Genomic DNA, 17,654 nt, shown 5'->3' with positions numbered 1-17,654 from the left:
AACCATCAGACCTCTCACAGAGAGCCTCACTGACTTAGGCCGCTTAACCCACCAAATGCCAAAGCGACTTATGGCTGCCTAAAAACCTGTAAGAACTGGTTCGTGTTTTTGAATAACACCCACCTCACCTCTAGCTACTGCGCAAGATTCTGCCACTGGCTTTCGTTTAGCCTGCGGCCATATCTCTAACCGCCAATCCCGCGCATGGGATTAATTTACGCATCTCCAGAAAAGCGACACGCCGCCCGCCTGGACATGACTTGTATACCGAGCAGGAAGCAGAGGAACCAGGATGTTCTCCCCAGCCAACGAAACCCAGTTCATACTTGAGATTCCCGGCGTCTCTCATGATTTTCAGGTGCTGGAATTTGCAGGGCGGGAAGCATTGAATACCGCCTTCCGTTTCGATATTGAATTGATCAGCGAAAGACCCGACTTCGATCTTGAATCCTTACTCAACCAGCCTGCCTTCCTGACACTGGACCAGACGGGTACAGGCTTCAATGGCTTGATTCACAGTGCCGAACAAGGCGAGTCCGGCAAGCGTATGACGCGCTACCGTGTCACGCTCGTGCCGCGTGTCCACTATCTTTGCCATCGGCATAACCAGCGTATCTTCCAGCACCTTAACGTGCCTGACATCATCGCTACCGTTCTGAAAGAGCATGGCATCCTATCCAATGCCTTTCGTTTCCAATTGGGCTCGGCTTACCCAGAACGTGAATACTGTGTTCAGTACGATGAGACCGATCTTCACTTCATCAATCGGCTTTGTGAAGAGGAAGGTATTCATTATCACTTTGAGCATACCCAGGCCGAACACATTATGGTCTTTGGTGATGATCAGACCTGCTTCCCAAAACTGAGCCCTGCGCTTTTCCAGCAAGATACCGGACTGGTTGCAGATCATCAGGTCATACGAAAGTTTGCAGTCCAGGTTGAAACACGGACATCCAAGGTCAGCCGCCGGGACTATAACTTTGAAAAACCCAAGCTCACCATGGAGGCTTCCCAGACTGGCGAGGCGGCGCCAGAGCTGGAAGATTATGACTACCCTGGCGCGTTCATGGACCGTGCCCGCGGCAAGCAGTTAAGCCAGCGTGCCTTGGAAAGGCATCGCTCGGATTACCAGATCGCCCGCGGTAAAAGTGACCTGCCGACGCTTTTCTCTGGTCACTTCATGCCTCTGACCGAACATCCGCGCAGTGAATGGAACGATCTTTGGTTACTCACCGAACTAATACATGAAGGCAAACAACCCCAAGTATTAGAAGAATCCATATCCTCGCATGTAGATGACAAGGATGGCTTTCAGCAGGGCTATCGCAACTTCTTTACGGCAGTGCCCTGGGACACGATCTTCAGACCAGCCCTGAAGCACCCTAAGTCAAAAATCCTGGGTAGCCAGACCGCAATTGTCACCGGCCCCGCTGGAGAAGAAATCTACTGCGATCAATACGGTCGCGTCCGCGTGGAATTCCATTGGGATCGATTGGACCAGATGAACGAGCACAGCAGTTGCTGGCTGCGTGTTGCCAGCAACTGGGCCCATGAAGGCTATGGGGCCGTCACAATTCCCCGAATCGGAATGGAAGTACTGGTGACCTTTCTAGAAGGTGACCCAGACCAGCCGCTCATTACAGGCTGCCTGCATCACGCCGCAAATCTGGTGCCGTACAACCTGCCCGCCAACAAGAGCCGGACAGTCTTCAAGACCAGAAGCACGCCTGGCGGCAATGGCTTCAATGAACTGCGAATCGAAGATAAAGCCGGTGCGGAGCAGATCTACGTACATGGTCAGCGCGACATGGACATTGAAGTGGGCAATTGTGAAACCCACTCCGTAGGGGTTGACCGAACCAAAACCATTGGTCAGGACGAAACGGTAGTCATTGGTCAGAACCGCATGCGTATCGTCAAGGTGGATGACCAGCTGCTGGTAGGCGGCTCGAAGGTGGATAGCGTCAGCTCAACGTATCTCATTGAGGCAGGTGAAGGTATTCGCCTTGTTTGTGGCGAAAGCGTCATTGAGCTTAGTGCAGACGGTCAGGTCAACCTGTCCTGCGTTGAGTTCAATATTACTGCCAGTGGCAACGGGCAAATCAACACTACAGGCGGAAAGCTCGACATCAACATGCCAGACGGCAAATCAGCAACCGAGCCTTTTGGCGAAGGCGTCAAGAAAACCATAGATGCCAATGTTGACGCCGTGTTCAACACCTCTGGCCAGCCCTCTTAAAAGTAGAAAGGATTCAATACATGAAATATCAGATTCAGGAAGGCCGCTTCCTTTTGCCCGATGGCTTCGCAGACCGGACAGTCAATATATTTGCTTTGGGAGGGGTACCAAGCTCCTTCACGTTCAGCATCTCCCGAGATGCCTTACACCCAGGCGAGACACTACCTGAATACATTGACCGGCAAATAGGAATGCTGTCGGCACGGCTACGCAAGTTCAAGCTTGTGCATAGGCAAGAAGCCGTACTGTCAGAGACCCAATCCGTGAACGGTATACAAATCGACTCACATCATCAGAGCGATGGTCGCCTTATCTATCAGCGGCAGGCAGCTTTTTTGATGAAAGACGAGCGAATTCTTGTGATTTCTGCTACCACCCAGTCCCCGTTTGACACCTACCACAATAATACCTGGAGCTCGATCCTTTCGACGTTTGAGTTGGCGTCGGAGGATCCTTCCTAATCGCATCGTTGACGCATTAACGCAGGCAAGCGTTCCGTTGCTAAACAGACAGGGAATAGTTGATGTACGAAGCAGCCAGGCTGCACGACAGCATTGTCCATACCGAGGCGTTGACAGGCTTTCTGATAGGCGCAGCCATTGGTACCGCTTTTGTAATAGGCGGCGCCTTTGCAGCATGCACATTTGGCTTGGGCGGCATTGTATTAGGTTTGGCCTTGAGCACAATAGGTACGCTTCTGCCCGAGTGGGGCGAAGAGATAAAGCAGAAAGACCAGACAGTAACAGGCAGCATCCTTAGTGGGTCTCCCAATGTATTCATCAATGGGCGCAATGCCGCGTATGCCGAACAAAGTGAAGTCATTTGCGACAAGCATAGCGATGAGCCGCTTGTAGCGGAGGGCTCTGAAAAAGTCTTGCTCAATGGCTTGGGCGCTGCGCGCAAGGGGGACCGTACGACGTGTGGAGCCACTATTGAAAGTGGCTCACACAACGTGTTTATCGGGGCAGAAAGTCGCGCCTACCTGGAAGTCGAGGAGGAAGTATCCACAGCGCTCAGAATCGGCGTTGGCGTTGGGATGTTCCTGGCTGGACTGGGTCGCGGAGGCCTAAGCTTTGCATCGCTTAAAAACGTAAGGGCACTTAAGCCCTGCCTCATGAAGTTTGCTGCTGTCTTTGCTGGAGGCTATGCGCTTAACATGGCCTTGAGCGCTGGTGCCAACTCTCTTTTTCATGCTGCAAGCGGTTTATTTGGTAACCCCGTAGACGCTGTTAATGGGCGTAAGGTTCTACTCGATGAGTCTGAAACAGATTTCGCCTTACCCGGCCTTTTACCTATTACATGGTCGCGCTTCTATGCGAGCGACATTGAGCAAATAGGTCTACTAGGTCGCGGTTGGGTGTTGCCTTGGGAACAAACACTGCAACTCGAAGGTGATGCTGTCCTACTGAAAGACAGTCAGGGGCGAGACGTCAGGCTCGATGCTTTGAAGCCCGGCGAGAGCATCTACTACCCTGATGAAAAAATCACCTTGGTCTGTACGGAAGGCGGCCACTACTTATTAAAAACGCTGGACGATGTTTACCTATATTTCGGTGAACTTCATAGGAATGCTGAGCCGGCCCGCTTACAGCGTATTGAAGATGCATTAGGCCATTACATCGCCCTGCTCTACCGAGATAACCTGCTGACCGATCTCTATGCCTCAGGTGAATTACACCTGCACTTGAGCTATAACGAGGCACGTGATCGTCTAGTACGCATTGAGCGTATCGTAAACAAACGCCCCGTCGAAACCCTGGTTCGTTATGGCTATGACACCTTGGGCCAGTTGGTATCTGTAACCAACCGGAACGGCGATATCATTCGGCGCTTCGCCTATGATCAAGGGCGTATGAGCCTGCACGAAAGTGCGCTAGGGCTGCACTGCCACTACCGCTATGCAGAGTTTCCAGACAGCACTTATCGCGTCATCGAACACTGGACAAACGATGGTGAGCACTACCAGTTCAACTATGACCTGAAGCAACAGGTTACTTATGTATCAGATGGTCTAGGTCGTAGTGCCAAGGTTCGCTATAACGAAGCCAAACGAGTCGTGGCCTGTCAGTACTTCGGTGGCGAATCGTATGCCTTTGATATAGACGATGCAGGCAACACAACGAGCATCACCCTGCCAAACGGCAGCAGCATGCAGTTTGAATACGACGAATTCAGCCGGTTGGTTGCTGAAACCGATCCCCTCGGCCGTATAACCCGCTATGAGTACAATCGCCATAACGAACAACTCGTTCGCCTTGAGCACGCAGATGGCAGCACTCATGAATGGCAGTACGACCGTAACGGCATACTTCTAAAAGAAACCGATACGCTTGGCGAACAAACTCACTATATAAGCGATGACGACGGTCGAATCCATACCATACGCGACCCTCTCGGCAACCAGACCCATATGTGGTGGAACGAGCTGGGGCAGGTGCTTCAGTCCCAGGACTGTTCAGGCAACCGTACCCACTATACTTATGACGAACACCAGCACCTGTGTGCCATCACCAATGCCCTAGGGCAGACCACCCGCCTGCACCGTAAACCCGATGGCGAAATCCTGCGGGTGGAGCATCCAGATGCCACGACAGATCACTACAGCTATAACGCACTAGGCCATCTACTCAGCCATGCGGATGCTGACGGCCATACAACTTACCTAAGCCGAAACATTCGGGGCTTGCCGGTAGAGCGCAAGGACGCCAAAGGCCAGCGGGTTCGTTACCACTATGATCAGGCGCTGCGTCTGGCTGCCCTAGTAAACGAGAACGGGGCGGCCTATCGCTTCGCCTATGACTCAGCTGACCGCCTAATTGAAGAAGTTCGTATAGACGGTCTGCGTCGCCGTTTCCACTACAACGTATCCGGCGCACTAATCCGCATGGATGAGCATACCGCTGACCAGACGAGACAGGGCCAGACACGCTCAAGCGAATTTGAGCGCGACGCCATAGGTCGTTTACTTAGCAAAATGACCCAGGATGCTCGCCTGGATTACATCTATGACGAGCTGGATCGGGTCGTAGCCATCGAACGGCAGCCCAGCGAACACGGTAAAACGCTGGGCATACGGCCGGATTTTCTTAGCTTCAGCTACGACAAGGCTGGCCGCTTGGCAGAAGAGCAGTCAGCCTTGGGCGCACTGGCTTACACTTACGATGCGCTAGGTAATCTTACTCAGCTCAGCCTGCCGGATGGTCGTACGCTCAATCATCTGTATTACGGCAGCGGGCATCTGCACCAACTAAACCTCGACGGCTTGCTGATCAGCGACTTCGAGCGTGACGCCCTGCACCGCGAGACCTTGCGTACCCAGGGCAGCCTGACCAGCCGCTTTGGATACGACAGCTTTGGCCGTAAGCGCTGGCAAGCGGCCATTGAGTTGCCGCATGAACAGCTCTCGCAACTCAACGCGCAAAAGAACAGCCTGCTCGGCCATCCTGAACATCCCGCTACGCTGATCCATCGCCGCTATGAGTACAGCAAGGCCGGCGAACTCCTGCGGCAGATCGATAAGCACCGCGGTATTACAGACTACAAGTACGATGCCATTGGTCAACTGCGCAGCCGCGAACCGCACCACCCCCAGCTCGGTAATGAGGACTTCGGCTACGACCCTGCCGGCAACCTGATCGGCGCCCAGGCCTTGACCCCAGACAACCGCCTCAAGGCCTGGAAAGACCTACGCCTCACCTATGACGCCTGGGGTAATGTGAGCGAGCGGCACAGTTCAAATGGTTATCAGCGTTTTACCTACGACTGCGAAAACCGCCTGGTTAAAGCCGAAACCTATCGCGGCCATGACTCGCTCAGCCAAGCCAGCTACGAATATGACTGCCTTGGCCGCCGTATCGCCAAGCATGTTCTAACAGAGGACAAAACCGAAACCACCCGCTTCCTCTGGCAAGGCCTACGCATGCTGCAGGAGCAAAAAGCGGATCTGTACAGCCTGTATATCTACGAGCAAGGCAGCTACGCCCCGCTCGCTCGTGTAGATACAAAGCCAAACCAAGCAGATGAGCCTAAGCGCTATTACTTTCATACCGACCAGATCGGTACGCCGCTTGAGGTCACGGACGATACCGGCGGTATGGTATGGCGCGCTTACTACAAGACATGGGGTGCGCTGGAAGCTCTAGCACCCAGAGAAATCGAGCAGAACCTGCGCTTTCAAGGGCAGTACTACGATGCTGAGACGGGTTTGCACTACAATACATTTCGTTATTACGATCCGGTCGTAGGACGGTTTACGACGCAGGATCCAATTGGATTAGCAGGCGGGAATAACTTATACAGGTATGCACAGAATGCTGTTAATTGGATTGACCCTGCTGGCTTAAGCCCTGAAGATCTAATCCGTTATAAGCCGAGATCCTCTGTTACACCGAAGCCGGGAGCAAGGAGTACTGCCATTAGCCGTGCATGGGGCGAGGAGAGAGATTTAGTTGCACAAGGTGGTGGGTCAAGGAACTGGAATGCAGCAGAGCGAGAAATAATTCTGAACACAAGAAATAATAACAAACTCGCTTCTATTATGTCGGATATTGGATATACGGGTCACCACATTAATAGTGTCGAGGGTAATGGTAAAATCGGAGCCGAATGGAAAGGAGACCCACGCAATATTGTATTCTTACAAAATGCTAATCATCCAAGCGGTATTGATGAACATCTTAATAGCCTCCAAGGTCACCGCGGAAACTACCAAAACCCTGGAAGGGGCCGCCTAATTGATCGAGCCAAAACAGCTATTAAGTTAGGAAATTGCAGCTAATATATAGAGGTATACCATGAAAAAAATAGAGAACTCGCTAAATAATCTAGTTTTGTTACATCAAAAATATCAGCTTAATGGTGGTTTTCAAAAAAATCACGAAATTGAAAAAAACTGGCCAAAAGAATTGCCTCTCTCACCTGAGTTAATATTTCTATATGAAAACTTTGAGCCTATAGGGGTAAAAATTGAAACTGGAATCATTCCAATAATTATATTCAGCGCAAGCGATCTGAAAGGTAAGCAAATTGGCTATAAATGGCAAAACGAAGCAGGAAACTTAAAATATATTAGAAGCTGGCCAGCGGAGTTTTTAGTAATTGCAGAAAACGTTGGAGGTGGAAATCCAATAATAGCAGCGACAGAGTCTAATGGGACCTCCGTATATGCTAGTATCGATGCATCTCCAGCTATACGTATAGCTAACAACCTAGCTGATTTTATTGATGCTTTAGCTATTCTTATTGATATTGTCTATGGTGAATTCGAAATATTTGAAGTTGGAGATGATGATGGGCTTTATGAAGACTTTATTGAAAAGTTACAGCAAAGAATAGAACCTTTGCTAGGGAAGGAAAATTATAGAAATTTTTTCGACTATTTTTATGGTTAAACTATATACAACGCATCGTAAAATTATTTATCAAGCAAATATATTTACAAGAACCCGAAATAAAATTAAATTATATATGGACACAATTTCATGAATTCAGTGTTTTAATTTATCGGTGATCTACTTTTTTCACTAATGTATGAGCAAGTGTTTAGCTAAATATTTTCCGCTCTTTAAAAAAGCACTATGCACTGTTACGTCTTCTTACAAGTATTTGTTCAGGCAGACCACTTCATCCGCAATGCCCACTTCATCGAGGAGGCTCTGCATCTGTCGGTAACGCAGGCGCATGACCGACGTAGCCTATGCATCTACGCCCACTTGCGCAGTTAAATACTGATCCGTCAAGAGCCTAACCAGATCGGCACCCCGCTTGAGGTCACGGACGATACCGGCGGTATGGTATGGCGCGCCTATTACAAGACATGGGGTGCGTTGGAAGCGCTGGCTCCGAGAGAGATTGAGCAAAACCTACGGTTTCAGGGGCAATACTGCGACGCAGAGACGGGCCTGCACTACAATACATTTCGTTATTACGATCCGGTCGTAGGACGGTTTACGGCGCAAGATCCTATAGGACTATTGGGTGGAATTAACCTACATCAATATGCAATCAACTCCATTACAAGGCTAGATCCATTGGGTTTAAGTAGCTTCGACCCATTTGAGTTCGGTGAAATTACCTCTTTCCCTAAAGATGTCTATTTCGGACAAGATAGAATTTCACCAAATTTTAGTACTATAGCCTCCCAAGCCCATCATTCAATTGTAGGACGCCCTATTTCAGATGTTGCACAAGATATTAGGTCAGGAAAAATCAATCCGAATATTTTCACCATCTCCTATACAATAGATCCGGCCAGTGGAAAGGCTGTGACTATAAACAACCGTGGTCTTGCGGCTCTAGTTGAAGCCGGAAAGTTCCCAGATCATGCGATTTTGATACCATACGATAAAGTTCCAAAACACCTTGTTTCAGACATTAAAAATAGGTCTCCGATGAAAACAATATCGGTAACCAAAAACAAAGACGGGTCTGGCTTAATCAGAAAGATTGGAAGCTGCAAATAGGAGAGTTACCCAATGGAATTAATTCCAGAAAAAGTCTCGTTTAAAATATCCACAACAGGTGTTGAGCTATCTCTAAGTGAACTAGATGGCCTTTCTATAAGCCTTGGGGTAAAAGTCATAGAGCAAAACAAAGTTTTGCTCAGATCAGCGAAAATACACTTTAGCCTAATAGCAGAAATGAAGTGCATTTCATCAAACTTTTATGAATTTAAATATGGTGAATTTACAATACTAGAAGACCTAGGCGCAGATGATATAGAAAAATATTGGGCAACACATAAAATACATCCAGACCCTGGCTTTTATATGATATCTAAGTCAGAAAAACTACACAAACTCAACGCGATCTATGACCCTTTAAAAAGGCTAAATCTAAAGCACTTTTTAGTCACCGGCAATGATAGCTATTATGAAATAATATCCCCAGAGTACAACTATGAAATATACTAAAACCTTATATTCATTCATCACGATCTATATTACATAGTCATAACATTATGATATTTCAATATAGACAATTACAGCTAGGTAGAGCACACATAAATCAACATGACAGAAACCTCATATAATTTAAATGAAATTTTAAACTTTAGGGATGTCGGGGCTTTTGTTAACCTGATTGCTTCGAAGCAAATTATATTGGAAAACAAAATTTTACGAGGAGGCAAAATAGAATTTACAGAAGAAGCTGCAGCAGTATCGCTAACTTACCCTCCCACAATAATTAATCTAAGAAACAGTAAAGATCCTAATATACCTGGCGTTAAAAATTTTCATTTCCCCATATCAAAGAATTTAGATAAATATAACACAGCCGATCGAAATGTAAGAAGGTGGCTAAATAGAGTTCTAGCAACTCTTTCCTTATCTACAACTTGTTATCCAATATTAGTACACTGTAATTCTGGAAAGGACAGGACAGGAGTGGTAATAGCTTCTTTGTTAAAAATTCTTGATATTCCTAATGAGATTATAATAGATGAATATTTGCTTAGCGATGGGCATATCAATAGAGACTGGATTAAGCATTCATTAGAAATGATAGGAAACCCTAAAGTTTATTTTGACCAAGTAGATTTTGAAAATATTTTTAAAGCCTTTTCTCCCCCAAACTAAGCTATTTTTAAAATCACTTATAATCGTATTTCTAGAACACGATATTGGCTTATAGATCAGCGATTTTGAGCGTGACGCCCTACACAGGGAGACCTTGCGCACCCAGGGCAGCCTGACCAGCCGCTTTGGATACGACAGCTTTGGCCGTAAACGCTGGCAAGCCGCTATTGGGTTGCCACATGAACAGCTCTCGCAACTCAACGAGCAAAAGAACAGCCTGCTCGGCCATCCTGAACATCCCGCCACGCTGATCCATCGTCGCTATGAGTACAGCAAGGCGGGCGAACTGTTGCGGCAGGCTGATAAGCACCGCGGTATTACGGATTACAAATACGATGCCATTGGTCAACTGCGTAGCCGCGAACCACACCACCCTCAGCTCGGTATGAGGACTTCGGCTACGACCCTGCCGGCAACCTGACTGGCTCCCAAGCCTTGAGCCCAGACAACCGTCTCAAGGCCTGGAAAGACCTGCGCCTCACCTACGACGCCTGGGGCAACGTGAGCGAGCGGCACAGCTCCAGTGGTTATCAGCGTTTTACCTACGATTGTGAAAACCGCTTGGTTAAAGCCGAAACCTATCGCGGCCATGACTCGCTCAGCCAAGCCAGCTACGAATACGACTGCCTTGGCCGCCGTATTGCCAAGCATGTCCTAACAGAGGAAAAAACCGAAACGACCCGCTTCCTCTGGCAAGGCCTGCGCATGCTGCAGGAGCAAAAAGCGGATCTATACAGCCTGTATATCTACGAGCAAGGCAGCTACGCCCCGCTCGCTCGGTTAGATACTGATCCGAGCCAGCCTGATCAAAAGCCCAAGCGCTACTATTTCCACACCGACCAGATCGGTACCCCGCTTGAGGTCACGGACGATACCGGCCGCATGGTATGGCGCGCTTATTACAAAACATGGGGCGCGCTGGAAGCCCTGGTCCCGAGGGAAATCGAGCAAAACCTGCGCTTTCAGGGACAGTACTACGACGCCGAAACGGGCCTGCACTACAACACGTTTCGTTATTACGATCCGGCCGTAGGCCGCTTTACAGCGCAAGATCCCATAGGGTTGCTTGGCGGAATTAACCTCTATAATTATGGTGACAATCCGGCCGTTTGGATTGATCCTACAGGACTCACTTGTTCCAGTGATGCTCGTAAATTAGCTTCAAACCTAGGACCTAGGCCCATCGGCGGTGGGCAGTATGATGCTCATCACATAATTATGTCTAATTCAAGAGATTGGCGAATGGTTGCCTTGCGCAAAAAAATGGAAGACTTAGGCATCGATATCAATTATAGAAAGAACGGTATTTGGCTGCCAAACACTAGCAAAGCACGAGTACCTGGAACTACAACTACTGCCCACAAAGGCGAAGGGGTTCATAGCAACATTTATAAACAATATGTCTACGATAAACTTATCAATACAGCTGATAAAAAGTCTTTTCTTACCGAACTTTCGGAAATAAAGTCAAGCCTTAACAAAGGAATGGTATTTAACAAATGATTATTAATGAAACAGAAGTGGCTGACGCTCTTTTAGAAATCAAAGAAATCTTAGCTTCCACTGAGATTAGACCCACTATATTTGATCCTGAGCAAGATGATCTGATTTGGTCTAAATCTTTGCCATTTTTCCCAATACCATTTTTTAATGAGTCTAGGGGAATCAAAACTACTTCTATATTAAAAAGAAAACCAAAAACTCTAAAAAACGTCTACGCGGCAAGAATTACGAAAGGGGGATTCCCTTCTAATATCTTTGACTTCGACGGACATGGCCGTATAGTTTCCGAGTACATATCCTATCAAAAGGGAGACTCAATTATTACTATCCAGTATGACGATATGGAGGAACCCATCCGTATTTTCAAAGTAAATAAAAAAAACGGAAAATATACATCATCTATAGAATTAAATGAAGACGGAGAATATACGTTCGAGAAATATATTTATTCCGAAGATATAATCTCTGAGGCACTTGTCTGCGGAACAAATCATTTAAAACCATATGCAAGAAAAAAGATTACTTACAACTCAAAAGGCGGCATAGAAAACCTGTATCATGTGTTTAATGGCGAAAAAATATATACATTTAAAGCCAGCTAAATTTACATATTAATTAAACCAATAACACAGCGTGAGAGAGAGTTAAAATAAATAATACATGCAAGATACTCATGGCAGTTGTATATTTTCACATAAATTCGAAACACACCTTTTCCTTAGTGTATGACACGATTTGGGTTAAAGATAAAATTTATAATAAACGGTAGTAAACCCAAGCCAGCTACGAATACGACTGCCTTGGCCGCCGTATCGCCAAGCATCTTCTAACAAAGGACAAAACCGAAACCACCCGCTTCCTCTGGCAAGGCCTACGCATGCTGCAGGAGCAAAAAGCGGATCTGTACAGCCTGTATATCTACGAAACCGGCAGCTACGCCCCGCTAGCCCGGTTAGATACTGATCCGAGCCAGCCTGATCAAAAGCCTAAGCGCTACTACTTCCATACCGACCAGATCGGTACCCCGCTTGAGGTCACGGACGATACCGGTCGCATGGTATGGCGCGCTTACTACAAGACATGGGGTGCGCTGGAAGCTCTAGCACCCAAAGAAATCGAGCAGAACCTGCGCTTTCAAGGGCAGTACTACGATGCTGAGACGGGTTTGCACTACAACACGTTTCGTTATTACGATCCAGTCGTAGGCAGATATATAACTCAGGATCCAATAGGTTTAATTGGCGGACTTAACCTATATAGGTATACAGTTAATGCGCTAACTTGGTTCGATCCCTTGGGTTGGTGCGGCGAGAATATCAATTGGGGCGGCCATCTCAAAAAAATTGGGGGAGGAGAACCACCGGCTACAATGCTGAATCCTCACGCACATCATATTGTTTTCAAGAATGGCCGCGGTAAGAAAATGAAAGAATATCTTGCTGAAAGCAAATCCATACTTGAAAAGTATGATATCGACTGGCTTTTTGGAAAAGAAAATTTAACTTGGGCACCTAACAAAAACCATAGTACTCAAGCGGCAAAAGCGGTGCGAGACGCTTTAGTGGAAGCAGATAAAATCGGCACACGTGAGTCTATAGTCGAAACGCTAAGCACGCTTGGAAAGCATTTCGCAGATGATACAATTCACACGCTATTCTAATAAGGAAACTCTAATGGTTAATGATTCCGAAAAATTGATAGAAATTTTGAAGAATGCTGCAAGAGATGCTTTTCTAGAGCTCAAAGTAAATTATGGCAACGAGGTTTCCGGATTCGCACTTTATTCTGACTCTGGAGTTATGAGCATCCAAGCACTAGGAAATTCCCTTAGAAACCTTAAACACCACATTGAAGAAGATGGTGACGATGCTGAATATTATAGGTGGAGTGTAGGAGAATGGGACATAACTCCAGAGCAAAATGAATTTTTTGAAATTATTAATTCAGCTCTAGCTACAGAGTCGCCCCAAATAAGCGAAGCGGGATTTGATGAATATCGTAACCAATTCTTTAGCGCCTGCGTTAACGCTTTATCTCAATTGAAAGCAGAAGGCTTATTCAAAGAGACTAGTTCTGAGTTTTGCTTAGTTTTCTCTGCCTCTGATTACGAGAATCCAGAGGAAGAAGTCCGATGGATTAGTCTTTTAAATGAAAAACATAAGGCCAAAGAATTCTCTGAATGGTTGAAATCCCTTGAAGATTAATTTTTCAAGAAAATAACAACGCCACTACAATTTGGAATATAAATACAGATGAATAACAATCAATAAAATATTTTTATAGAAAGCTCTGAAACATATTCTTATGGAATTTTCTAAAAAGGCATAAAGATATTATGTTTTATGCCTTTAATTTAGGTCGACCAGTTATTTTAAAATTCCCGACTAAGAACCACCACCAAAACCTGATCAATAAGCACAAGCAGAGGGCCGAAGATAACAAATTTCAGCGAGTATCAAGCTTATGCTTGCCTATATCAGCTAACCACAAAGTGGTTTTGTTAGCGGCTCTAAATATCGAGCTGACTCAAATCACTTTGAGCCAAGTAACTACGCCCCGCTCGCTCGTGTAGATACAGAGCCAAGCAAAGCAGACGCTGAGCCCTAGCGCTACTACTTCCATACCGACCAGATTGGTACGCCGCTTGAGGTCACGGACGATACCGGCGGTATGGTATGGCGCGCCTATTACAAGACATGAGGTGCGTTGGAAGCGCTGGCTCCCAGAGAAATCGAGCAGAGCCTAAGGTTTCAGGGGCAATACTGCGACGCCGAGACGGGCCTGCACTACAACACGTTTCGTTATTACGATCCGGTTGTGGGACGGTTTACAACGCAGGATCCGATTGGTTTGTTGGGTGGGGAGAATCTCTATCAGTACGGGAAAAATCCGCAAAGCTGGCTAGACCCTTTAGGCTGGTGCTCAACGAAACTTGGGCAAAATATGGGTGCTAGGTCTGGCGATGGTATGGCAAATCACCATCTTATCCCCGAAGAACTGATGAAGCACAAAGCTTATGAGAAATTATTTTCCAAGCTTAAAGCAATTGGATTCGATGGTGACGGCGCGCCCAATGGCATCTTTTTACCTGGAAGCCAGAGTCTTGCAAAAACCTTAGGTCTTCCAGGACATTGGTCTAGTCATAGACTTTATACAGAGGCTGTTAACAGAAAGCTGACCGACTTGAACAGAGTCTTCTTAGCTGGGAGACTAACCGATACTCAGTTGGCTCTTGGAATAGGTAAAATCCAGAGCTTTGCGCGAGAGGGCTTAGAGTCTGGTAAGTTTGTAATTGATCAAGTAACCTCGAGATTATTATAGATGATTGAAACTAAATTTTATATTCTAAACTATGAAGCTGATAGTTTATCAAATCCCTATATGCTTGGGTCTATCGGGACCCCAGAAAAATGGGAGTGGCAGCTTTATGAGCCATCACCAGAAAAAATTAAAATCAACGAATCTTATACTCTAGATATAACTGAGAGTAATATTGAAAATATAGGGTTCGATTATTATGAAAACCCTGAAGTAATTGTATCAAGTAGATTCCTAGATATATGTAATAAATTTTCGGTGCCTTATAGAGCGATACCTTTAAAAATAATTAATAAAGGCAAAGAAATAAGTTCATCTTATTTTTACTTTTTACCAGGAAAAAGCATTGAGGCCATGGATAAGAGATACTCAGAATTTACTGTTTCTAAAGATGATAGAACCGGAGATTGTTTAAAAAGTGAAATTTGGCCAAACATAGAACTATATGATGAAATCAAAAAATTTGTCCCGAAGTGCGATATTTCTCTAGATCTTTTTAGATGCATCGAGAATTTAAAAATCATCGTCAGTGAAAGATTCAAACTAGAAGCAGAAAAAAATAAAATTATTGGAATAAGCTACGAAACATTGGATGATAGTTATTCTTTCGATATATGGGGCACCTTAAATGACCTCTGATCGATCATGTGCTCTGGCATTATTTTTATCATTATAAAATATAAGTATCCTTAATTTAACCTTCAACTGTTGTTTAATTTTTAAGATCCAGAGATCACTGTAGCGGTAACCGATTGCTCACGTATCCGGTGACTATAGCTGCAGTTGAGTTTAGTAGGTCGCGAGACCAACCAATTGGATCCTATATAAAGCATGGCAGGCAGCTACGCTCGCTAGGCTAGATACCAACTCGCACCAGCTTAATCAAAAGTCTAAACGATACTACTTCCATACCGACCAGGATCTATATGTCTGCGACATAGAGTATGAGCCGTTAAGATTCAACGAGTTTAAACCAATAGCTTTGATCTCCACTCTAAATAAAGAAAGGACAAAATATATCGGAGGGTGCTATCAAGCAATGATTCATCGCAATGCGATTCCTCGGAATATTTTACCATTCGGACTAGATGATGGTGGAAATTTCTTTTGCCTAAACTTAGATAACAACTCAGCAGGATATTACGCCATGGACTCCTACAATAATGAAAAATCAAATAATGAAAATCACAAAGACCTATGGCAGGAACTAAATTACTCATTTTCTGACTTTCTAGATGCCCTTAAGACGGAGGACAATATATAAATTGGTGCGCTCCTCAAACGCCAGCCTCAAAATAAGCTCGGCCACACCGCTAAAGCTAGTTATTAAGCTAATTGGCCTGTCTCTGCCAAGCCCTTCAAAAGCCTTCAACTTGTTGCAGGTAATCAAGTGCAAGACCCCATAGGGCTGCTGGATAGGGCAATGATAAATTCTCAAAAATTAGCCAAAATAAATGACCGGTTTTAGAGAACCGGCCATTAAGTATTCATCAGTTTAACATTTGGAATCTAGCTATTCCCGAGCATCCAGCACAATCTTGCCCCGCGTATGGCCTGCCAGGCTTCTCTGTAGCGCATCAGCTGCGTTGGACAAGGGCATGGTTTCTACTTCCACGTTAAGTGCTCCCCGGTTAAATAAGTCGGCAATCTGTGCCAGTTGCTTACTATCTGAGCGGGTAGCGAAGCGTTTGCCTGTTGCTCTTATGCTACGAGCAGCTTCTTCACTAGGCGCGCTAACAGGCGATACCAGCACACCGCCCTTTTTTAACACCGACCAGGAGCGGGCTTGAGTTTCGCCGCCTACAAGGTCGATTACGATATCTATATCCGAAACGACTTTCTCAAAGGCTTCATGGCGGTAATCAATGAGTTGCGTAGCGCCTAGTGCATGTAGGTAATCATGATTATGGGCAGATGCCGTCGCGATGACTTCAGCGCCAGCTATACGAGCCAACTGTACGGCCATGCTGCCAACCCCGCCCGCCGCTCCCTGGATCAGGACACGTTGGCCTGCCTTAATGGCGGCATGCTCATGCAAGGCTTGCCAAGCCGTCAAGGCTGCCGCCGGCACACCGCTTGCCTCTAGCAATGAAAGGCTGTTGGGCTTTAAGACCAAACGGTCGGCATCCGCTACGGCCTGGGTGGCGTACCCACCTGTAATACCGATAAAGCCAAAAACCTCGTCGCCCAGGCTGAATGTGTCTACGCCTTCACCTAATGCGATAACCGTTCCTGCGACTTCAACCCCTGGCGTATAGGGTAACGGTAAGGGGATAAATTGCTTCATGGCACCGGAGAGGACTTTCCAGTCGATTGGATTTATTCCGCTGCCAGCTACCTGGATCAACACTTGTCCTTTACTCGGCGTCAGATCAGCTACTTCTTCAAGGCGGAGTACGTCGGGGTTCCCATATTGCTGTGCACGTATGGCTTTCATGATGATTTCTCTAGCGAAGGGTTGCAAGTTATGCCAGGCCGCTAGCCTGGCATCTGCCATCAGCTACGACGGGCGTCCAGGCTGTACTGGCCAGCCCCAAGAACCACTACTTGAAGAAGCCCACCGGCCATGGCGATATTCTTGAAGAGATGAATGAACTGATTTTGATCAGCTAGATTGCTATGGAAGGCCAGTGCGGTCACTACGCTAAACAAGGCCAGGAACGCAGCCACTGCTCGTGTCTGATAGCCGAGGACCAACGCAATACCGCCTACCACTTCAACCAACACGGCAACTCCGAGAGCGATGGCAGGAAACGGCAAACCGACCGACTCGATATAACCCATGATCATGGCGGGTGCAGTAATTTTGGAGATGCCTGAAAGGATGAAGATTGCGCTGATCAGTATCCGGCCCAGCAATGCAGTTGTAGCTGCTGAAGCATTGGAAGCGGCTGTATGCGGAGCAGTTTGAACAAGATTGGCTGACTGTGACATGAGTAGATCCTCATTTAGGACGCATCACCATGATGTGTCTCGATGGGGAGAAGTCTGCCTGCGGTTTGCTATTCGCAATAGCC

16 protein-coding genes and 2 pseudogenes are annotated in these 17,654 nt (G+C 46.5%); 16 read left to right on the top strand and 2 right to left on the bottom strand.

Annotated features, from left to right (window positions below):
* Positions 1-292: 292 nt before the first annotated feature.
* The 16 genes and pseudogenes from JQR86_RS20310 (at position 293) to JQR86_RS20235 (ending at position 15,901) form a co-directional block, all read left to right on the top strand.
* Positions 293-2,239 carry a type VI secretion system tip protein VgrG gene (locus JQR86_RS20310; protein ID WP_407363703.1) on the top strand — a complete coding sequence of 649 codons (1,947 nt, stop codon included), beginning with the start codon at positions 293-295 and terminating at the stop codon, positions 2,237-2,239.
* A 20-nt stretch (positions 2,240-2,259) separates the two neighbouring features.
* Positions 2,260-2,700 carry a DcrB-related protein gene (locus JQR86_RS20305; RefSeq protein WP_434155315.1) on the top strand — a complete coding sequence of 147 codons (441 nt, stop codon included), beginning with the start codon at positions 2,260-2,262 and terminating at the stop codon, positions 2,698-2,700.
* A 62-nt stretch (positions 2,701-2,762) separates the two neighbouring features.
* Complete coding sequence (locus tag JQR86_RS20300) at positions 2,763-7,016, top strand: RHS repeat-associated core domain-containing protein (protein WP_434136418.1); 4,254 nt, start codon at positions 2,763-2,765, stop codon at positions 7,014-7,016.
* A gap of 16 nt (positions 7,017-7,032) precedes the next feature.
* Entirely contained in the window at positions 7,033-7,629 is a 597-nt protein-coding gene (locus JQR86_RS20295) for a hypothetical protein (RefSeq protein WP_434136419.1), read from the top strand.
* Between the two features lie 354 nt (positions 7,630-7,983).
* Positions 7,984-8,700 (top strand): annotated as a pseudogene (locus tag JQR86_RS20290) (RHS repeat domain-containing protein); the annotation flags it as partial.
* Positions 8,701-8,712: 12 nt separating this feature from the next.
* Positions 8,713-9,150, top strand: coding sequence for a hypothetical protein (locus JQR86_RS20285; protein WP_312271702.1), 438 nt, complete (start codon positions 8,713-8,715; stop codon positions 9,148-9,150).
* 99 nt (positions 9,151-9,249) lie between these two features.
* The gene (locus JQR86_RS20280) at positions 9,250-9,816 is read left to right on the top strand and encodes a tyrosine-protein phosphatase (RefSeq protein WP_434155314.1); all 567 of its coding nucleotides are present in this window, start codon (positions 9,250-9,252) and stop codon (positions 9,814-9,816) included.
* 94 nt (positions 9,817-9,910) lie between these two features.
* Positions 9,911-10,237 carry a hypothetical protein gene (locus JQR86_RS20275; protein ID WP_407363698.1) on the top strand — a complete coding sequence of 109 codons (327 nt, stop codon included), beginning with the start codon at positions 9,911-9,913 and terminating at the stop codon, positions 10,235-10,237.
* Positions 10,238-10,251: 14 nt separating this feature from the next.
* Complete coding sequence (locus JQR86_RS20270; RefSeq protein ID WP_407363696.1) at positions 10,252-11,319, top strand: RHS repeat-associated core domain-containing protein; 1,068 nt, start codon at positions 10,252-10,254, stop codon at positions 11,317-11,319.
* A complete protein-coding gene (locus JQR86_RS20265; protein ID WP_407363695.1) occupies positions 11,316-11,921 on the top strand; it encodes a hypothetical protein in 606 nt (201 codons plus the stop codon). Before JQR86_RS20270 ends, JQR86_RS20265 begins: the two co-directional genes overlap by 4 nt.
* A gap of 275 nt (positions 11,922-12,196) precedes the next feature.
* Complete coding sequence (locus JQR86_RS20260; protein ID WP_434155313.1) at positions 12,197-12,979, top strand: RHS repeat-associated core domain-containing protein; 783 nt, start codon at positions 12,197-12,199, stop codon at positions 12,977-12,979.
* A gap of 13 nt (positions 12,980-12,992) precedes the next feature.
* Positions 12,993-13,523, top strand: a complete 531-nt coding sequence (locus tag JQR86_RS20255; RefSeq protein WP_407363693.1) for a DUF4303 domain-containing protein — start codon at positions 12,993-12,995, stop codon at positions 13,521-13,523.
* 418 nt (positions 13,524-13,941) lie between these two features.
* Positions 13,942-14,019 (top strand): annotated as a pseudogene (locus tag JQR86_RS20250) (RHS domain-containing protein); the annotation flags it as partial.
* Between the two features lie 6 nt (positions 14,020-14,025).
* Complete coding sequence (locus JQR86_RS20245; protein WP_407363692.1) at positions 14,026-14,640, top strand: RHS repeat-associated core domain-containing protein; 615 nt, start codon at positions 14,026-14,028, stop codon at positions 14,638-14,640.
* Positions 14,641-15,276: an Imm43 family immunity protein gene (locus JQR86_RS20240; protein ID WP_407363691.1), complete on the top strand. Its 636-nt coding sequence runs from the start codon at positions 14,641-14,643 to the stop codon at positions 15,274-15,276. It begins immediately after the preceding gene.
* Between the two features lie 178 nt (positions 15,277-15,454).
* Positions 15,455-15,901: an SMI1/KNR4 family protein gene (locus JQR86_RS20235; RefSeq protein WP_407364009.1), complete on the top strand. Its 447-nt coding sequence runs from the start codon at positions 15,455-15,457 to the stop codon at positions 15,899-15,901.
* A 249-nt stretch (positions 15,902-16,150) separates the two neighbouring features.
* On the opposite strand, the gene JQR86_RS20230 is transcribed toward JQR86_RS20235, so the two are convergent.
* Positions 16,151-17,074, bottom strand: a complete 924-nt coding sequence (locus tag JQR86_RS20230) for an NADP-dependent oxidoreductase (protein WP_407363690.1) — start codon at positions 17,072-17,074, stop codon at positions 16,151-16,153.
* A 59-nt stretch (positions 17,075-17,133) separates the two neighbouring features.
* Positions 17,134-17,571 carry a DoxX family protein gene (locus JQR86_RS20225; protein WP_407363688.1) on the bottom strand — a complete coding sequence of 146 codons (438 nt, stop codon included), beginning with the start codon at positions 17,569-17,571 and terminating at the stop codon, positions 17,134-17,136.
* Between the last annotated feature and the right edge of the window lie 83 nt (positions 17,572-17,654).

The sequence above is a fragment of the Pseudomonas sp. JZ134 genome (genome assembly GCF_051027695.1).
Lineage (GTDB): Bacteria > Pseudomonadota > Gammaproteobacteria > Pseudomonadales > Pseudomonadaceae > Chryseomonas > Chryseomonas luteola.
This window is presented reverse-complemented; position numbering and strand designations above follow the sequence as displayed.

Excerpts from the sequence above, each read along its gene's own strand:
- JQR86_RS20310 (WP_407363703.1), top strand. The coding sequence starts at position 293 with ATGTTCTCCCCAGCCAACGAAACCCAGTTCATACTTGAGATTCCCGGC.
- JQR86_RS20305 (WP_434155315.1), top strand. The coding sequence starts at position 2,260 with ATGAAATATCAGATTCAGGAAGGCCGCTTCCTTTTGCCCGATGGCTTC.
- JQR86_RS20300 (WP_434136418.1), top strand. The coding sequence starts at position 2,763 with ATGTACGAAGCAGCCAGGCTGCACGACAGCATTGTCCATACCGAGGCG.
- JQR86_RS20295 (WP_434136419.1), top strand. The coding sequence starts at position 7,033 with ATGAAAAAAATAGAGAACTCGCTAAATAATCTAGTTTTGTTACATCAA.
- JQR86_RS20285 (WP_312271702.1), top strand. The coding sequence starts at position 8,713 with ATGGAATTAATTCCAGAAAAAGTCTCGTTTAAAATATCCACAACAGGT.
- JQR86_RS20280 (WP_434155314.1), top strand. The coding sequence starts at position 9,250 with ATGACAGAAACCTCATATAATTTAAATGAAATTTTAAACTTTAGGGAT.
- JQR86_RS20265 (WP_407363695.1), top strand. The coding sequence starts at position 11,316 with ATGATTATTAATGAAACAGAAGTGGCTGACGCTCTTTTAGAAATCAAA.
- JQR86_RS20260 (WP_434155313.1), top strand. The coding sequence starts at position 12,197 with ATGCTGCAGGAGCAAAAAGCGGATCTGTACAGCCTGTATATCTACGAA.
- JQR86_RS20255 (WP_407363693.1), top strand. The coding sequence starts at position 12,993 with ATGGTTAATGATTCCGAAAAATTGATAGAAATTTTGAAGAATGCTGCA.
- JQR86_RS20240 (WP_407363691.1), top strand. The coding sequence starts at position 14,641 with ATGATTGAAACTAAATTTTATATTCTAAACTATGAAGCTGATAGTTTA.
- JQR86_RS20230 (WP_407363690.1), bottom strand. The coding sequence starts at position 17,074 with ATGAAAGCCATACGTGCACAGCAATATGGGAACCCCGACGTACTCCGC.
- JQR86_RS20225 (WP_407363688.1), bottom strand. The coding sequence starts at position 17,571 with ATGTCACAGTCAGCCAATCTTGTTCAAACTGCTCCGCATACAGCCGCT.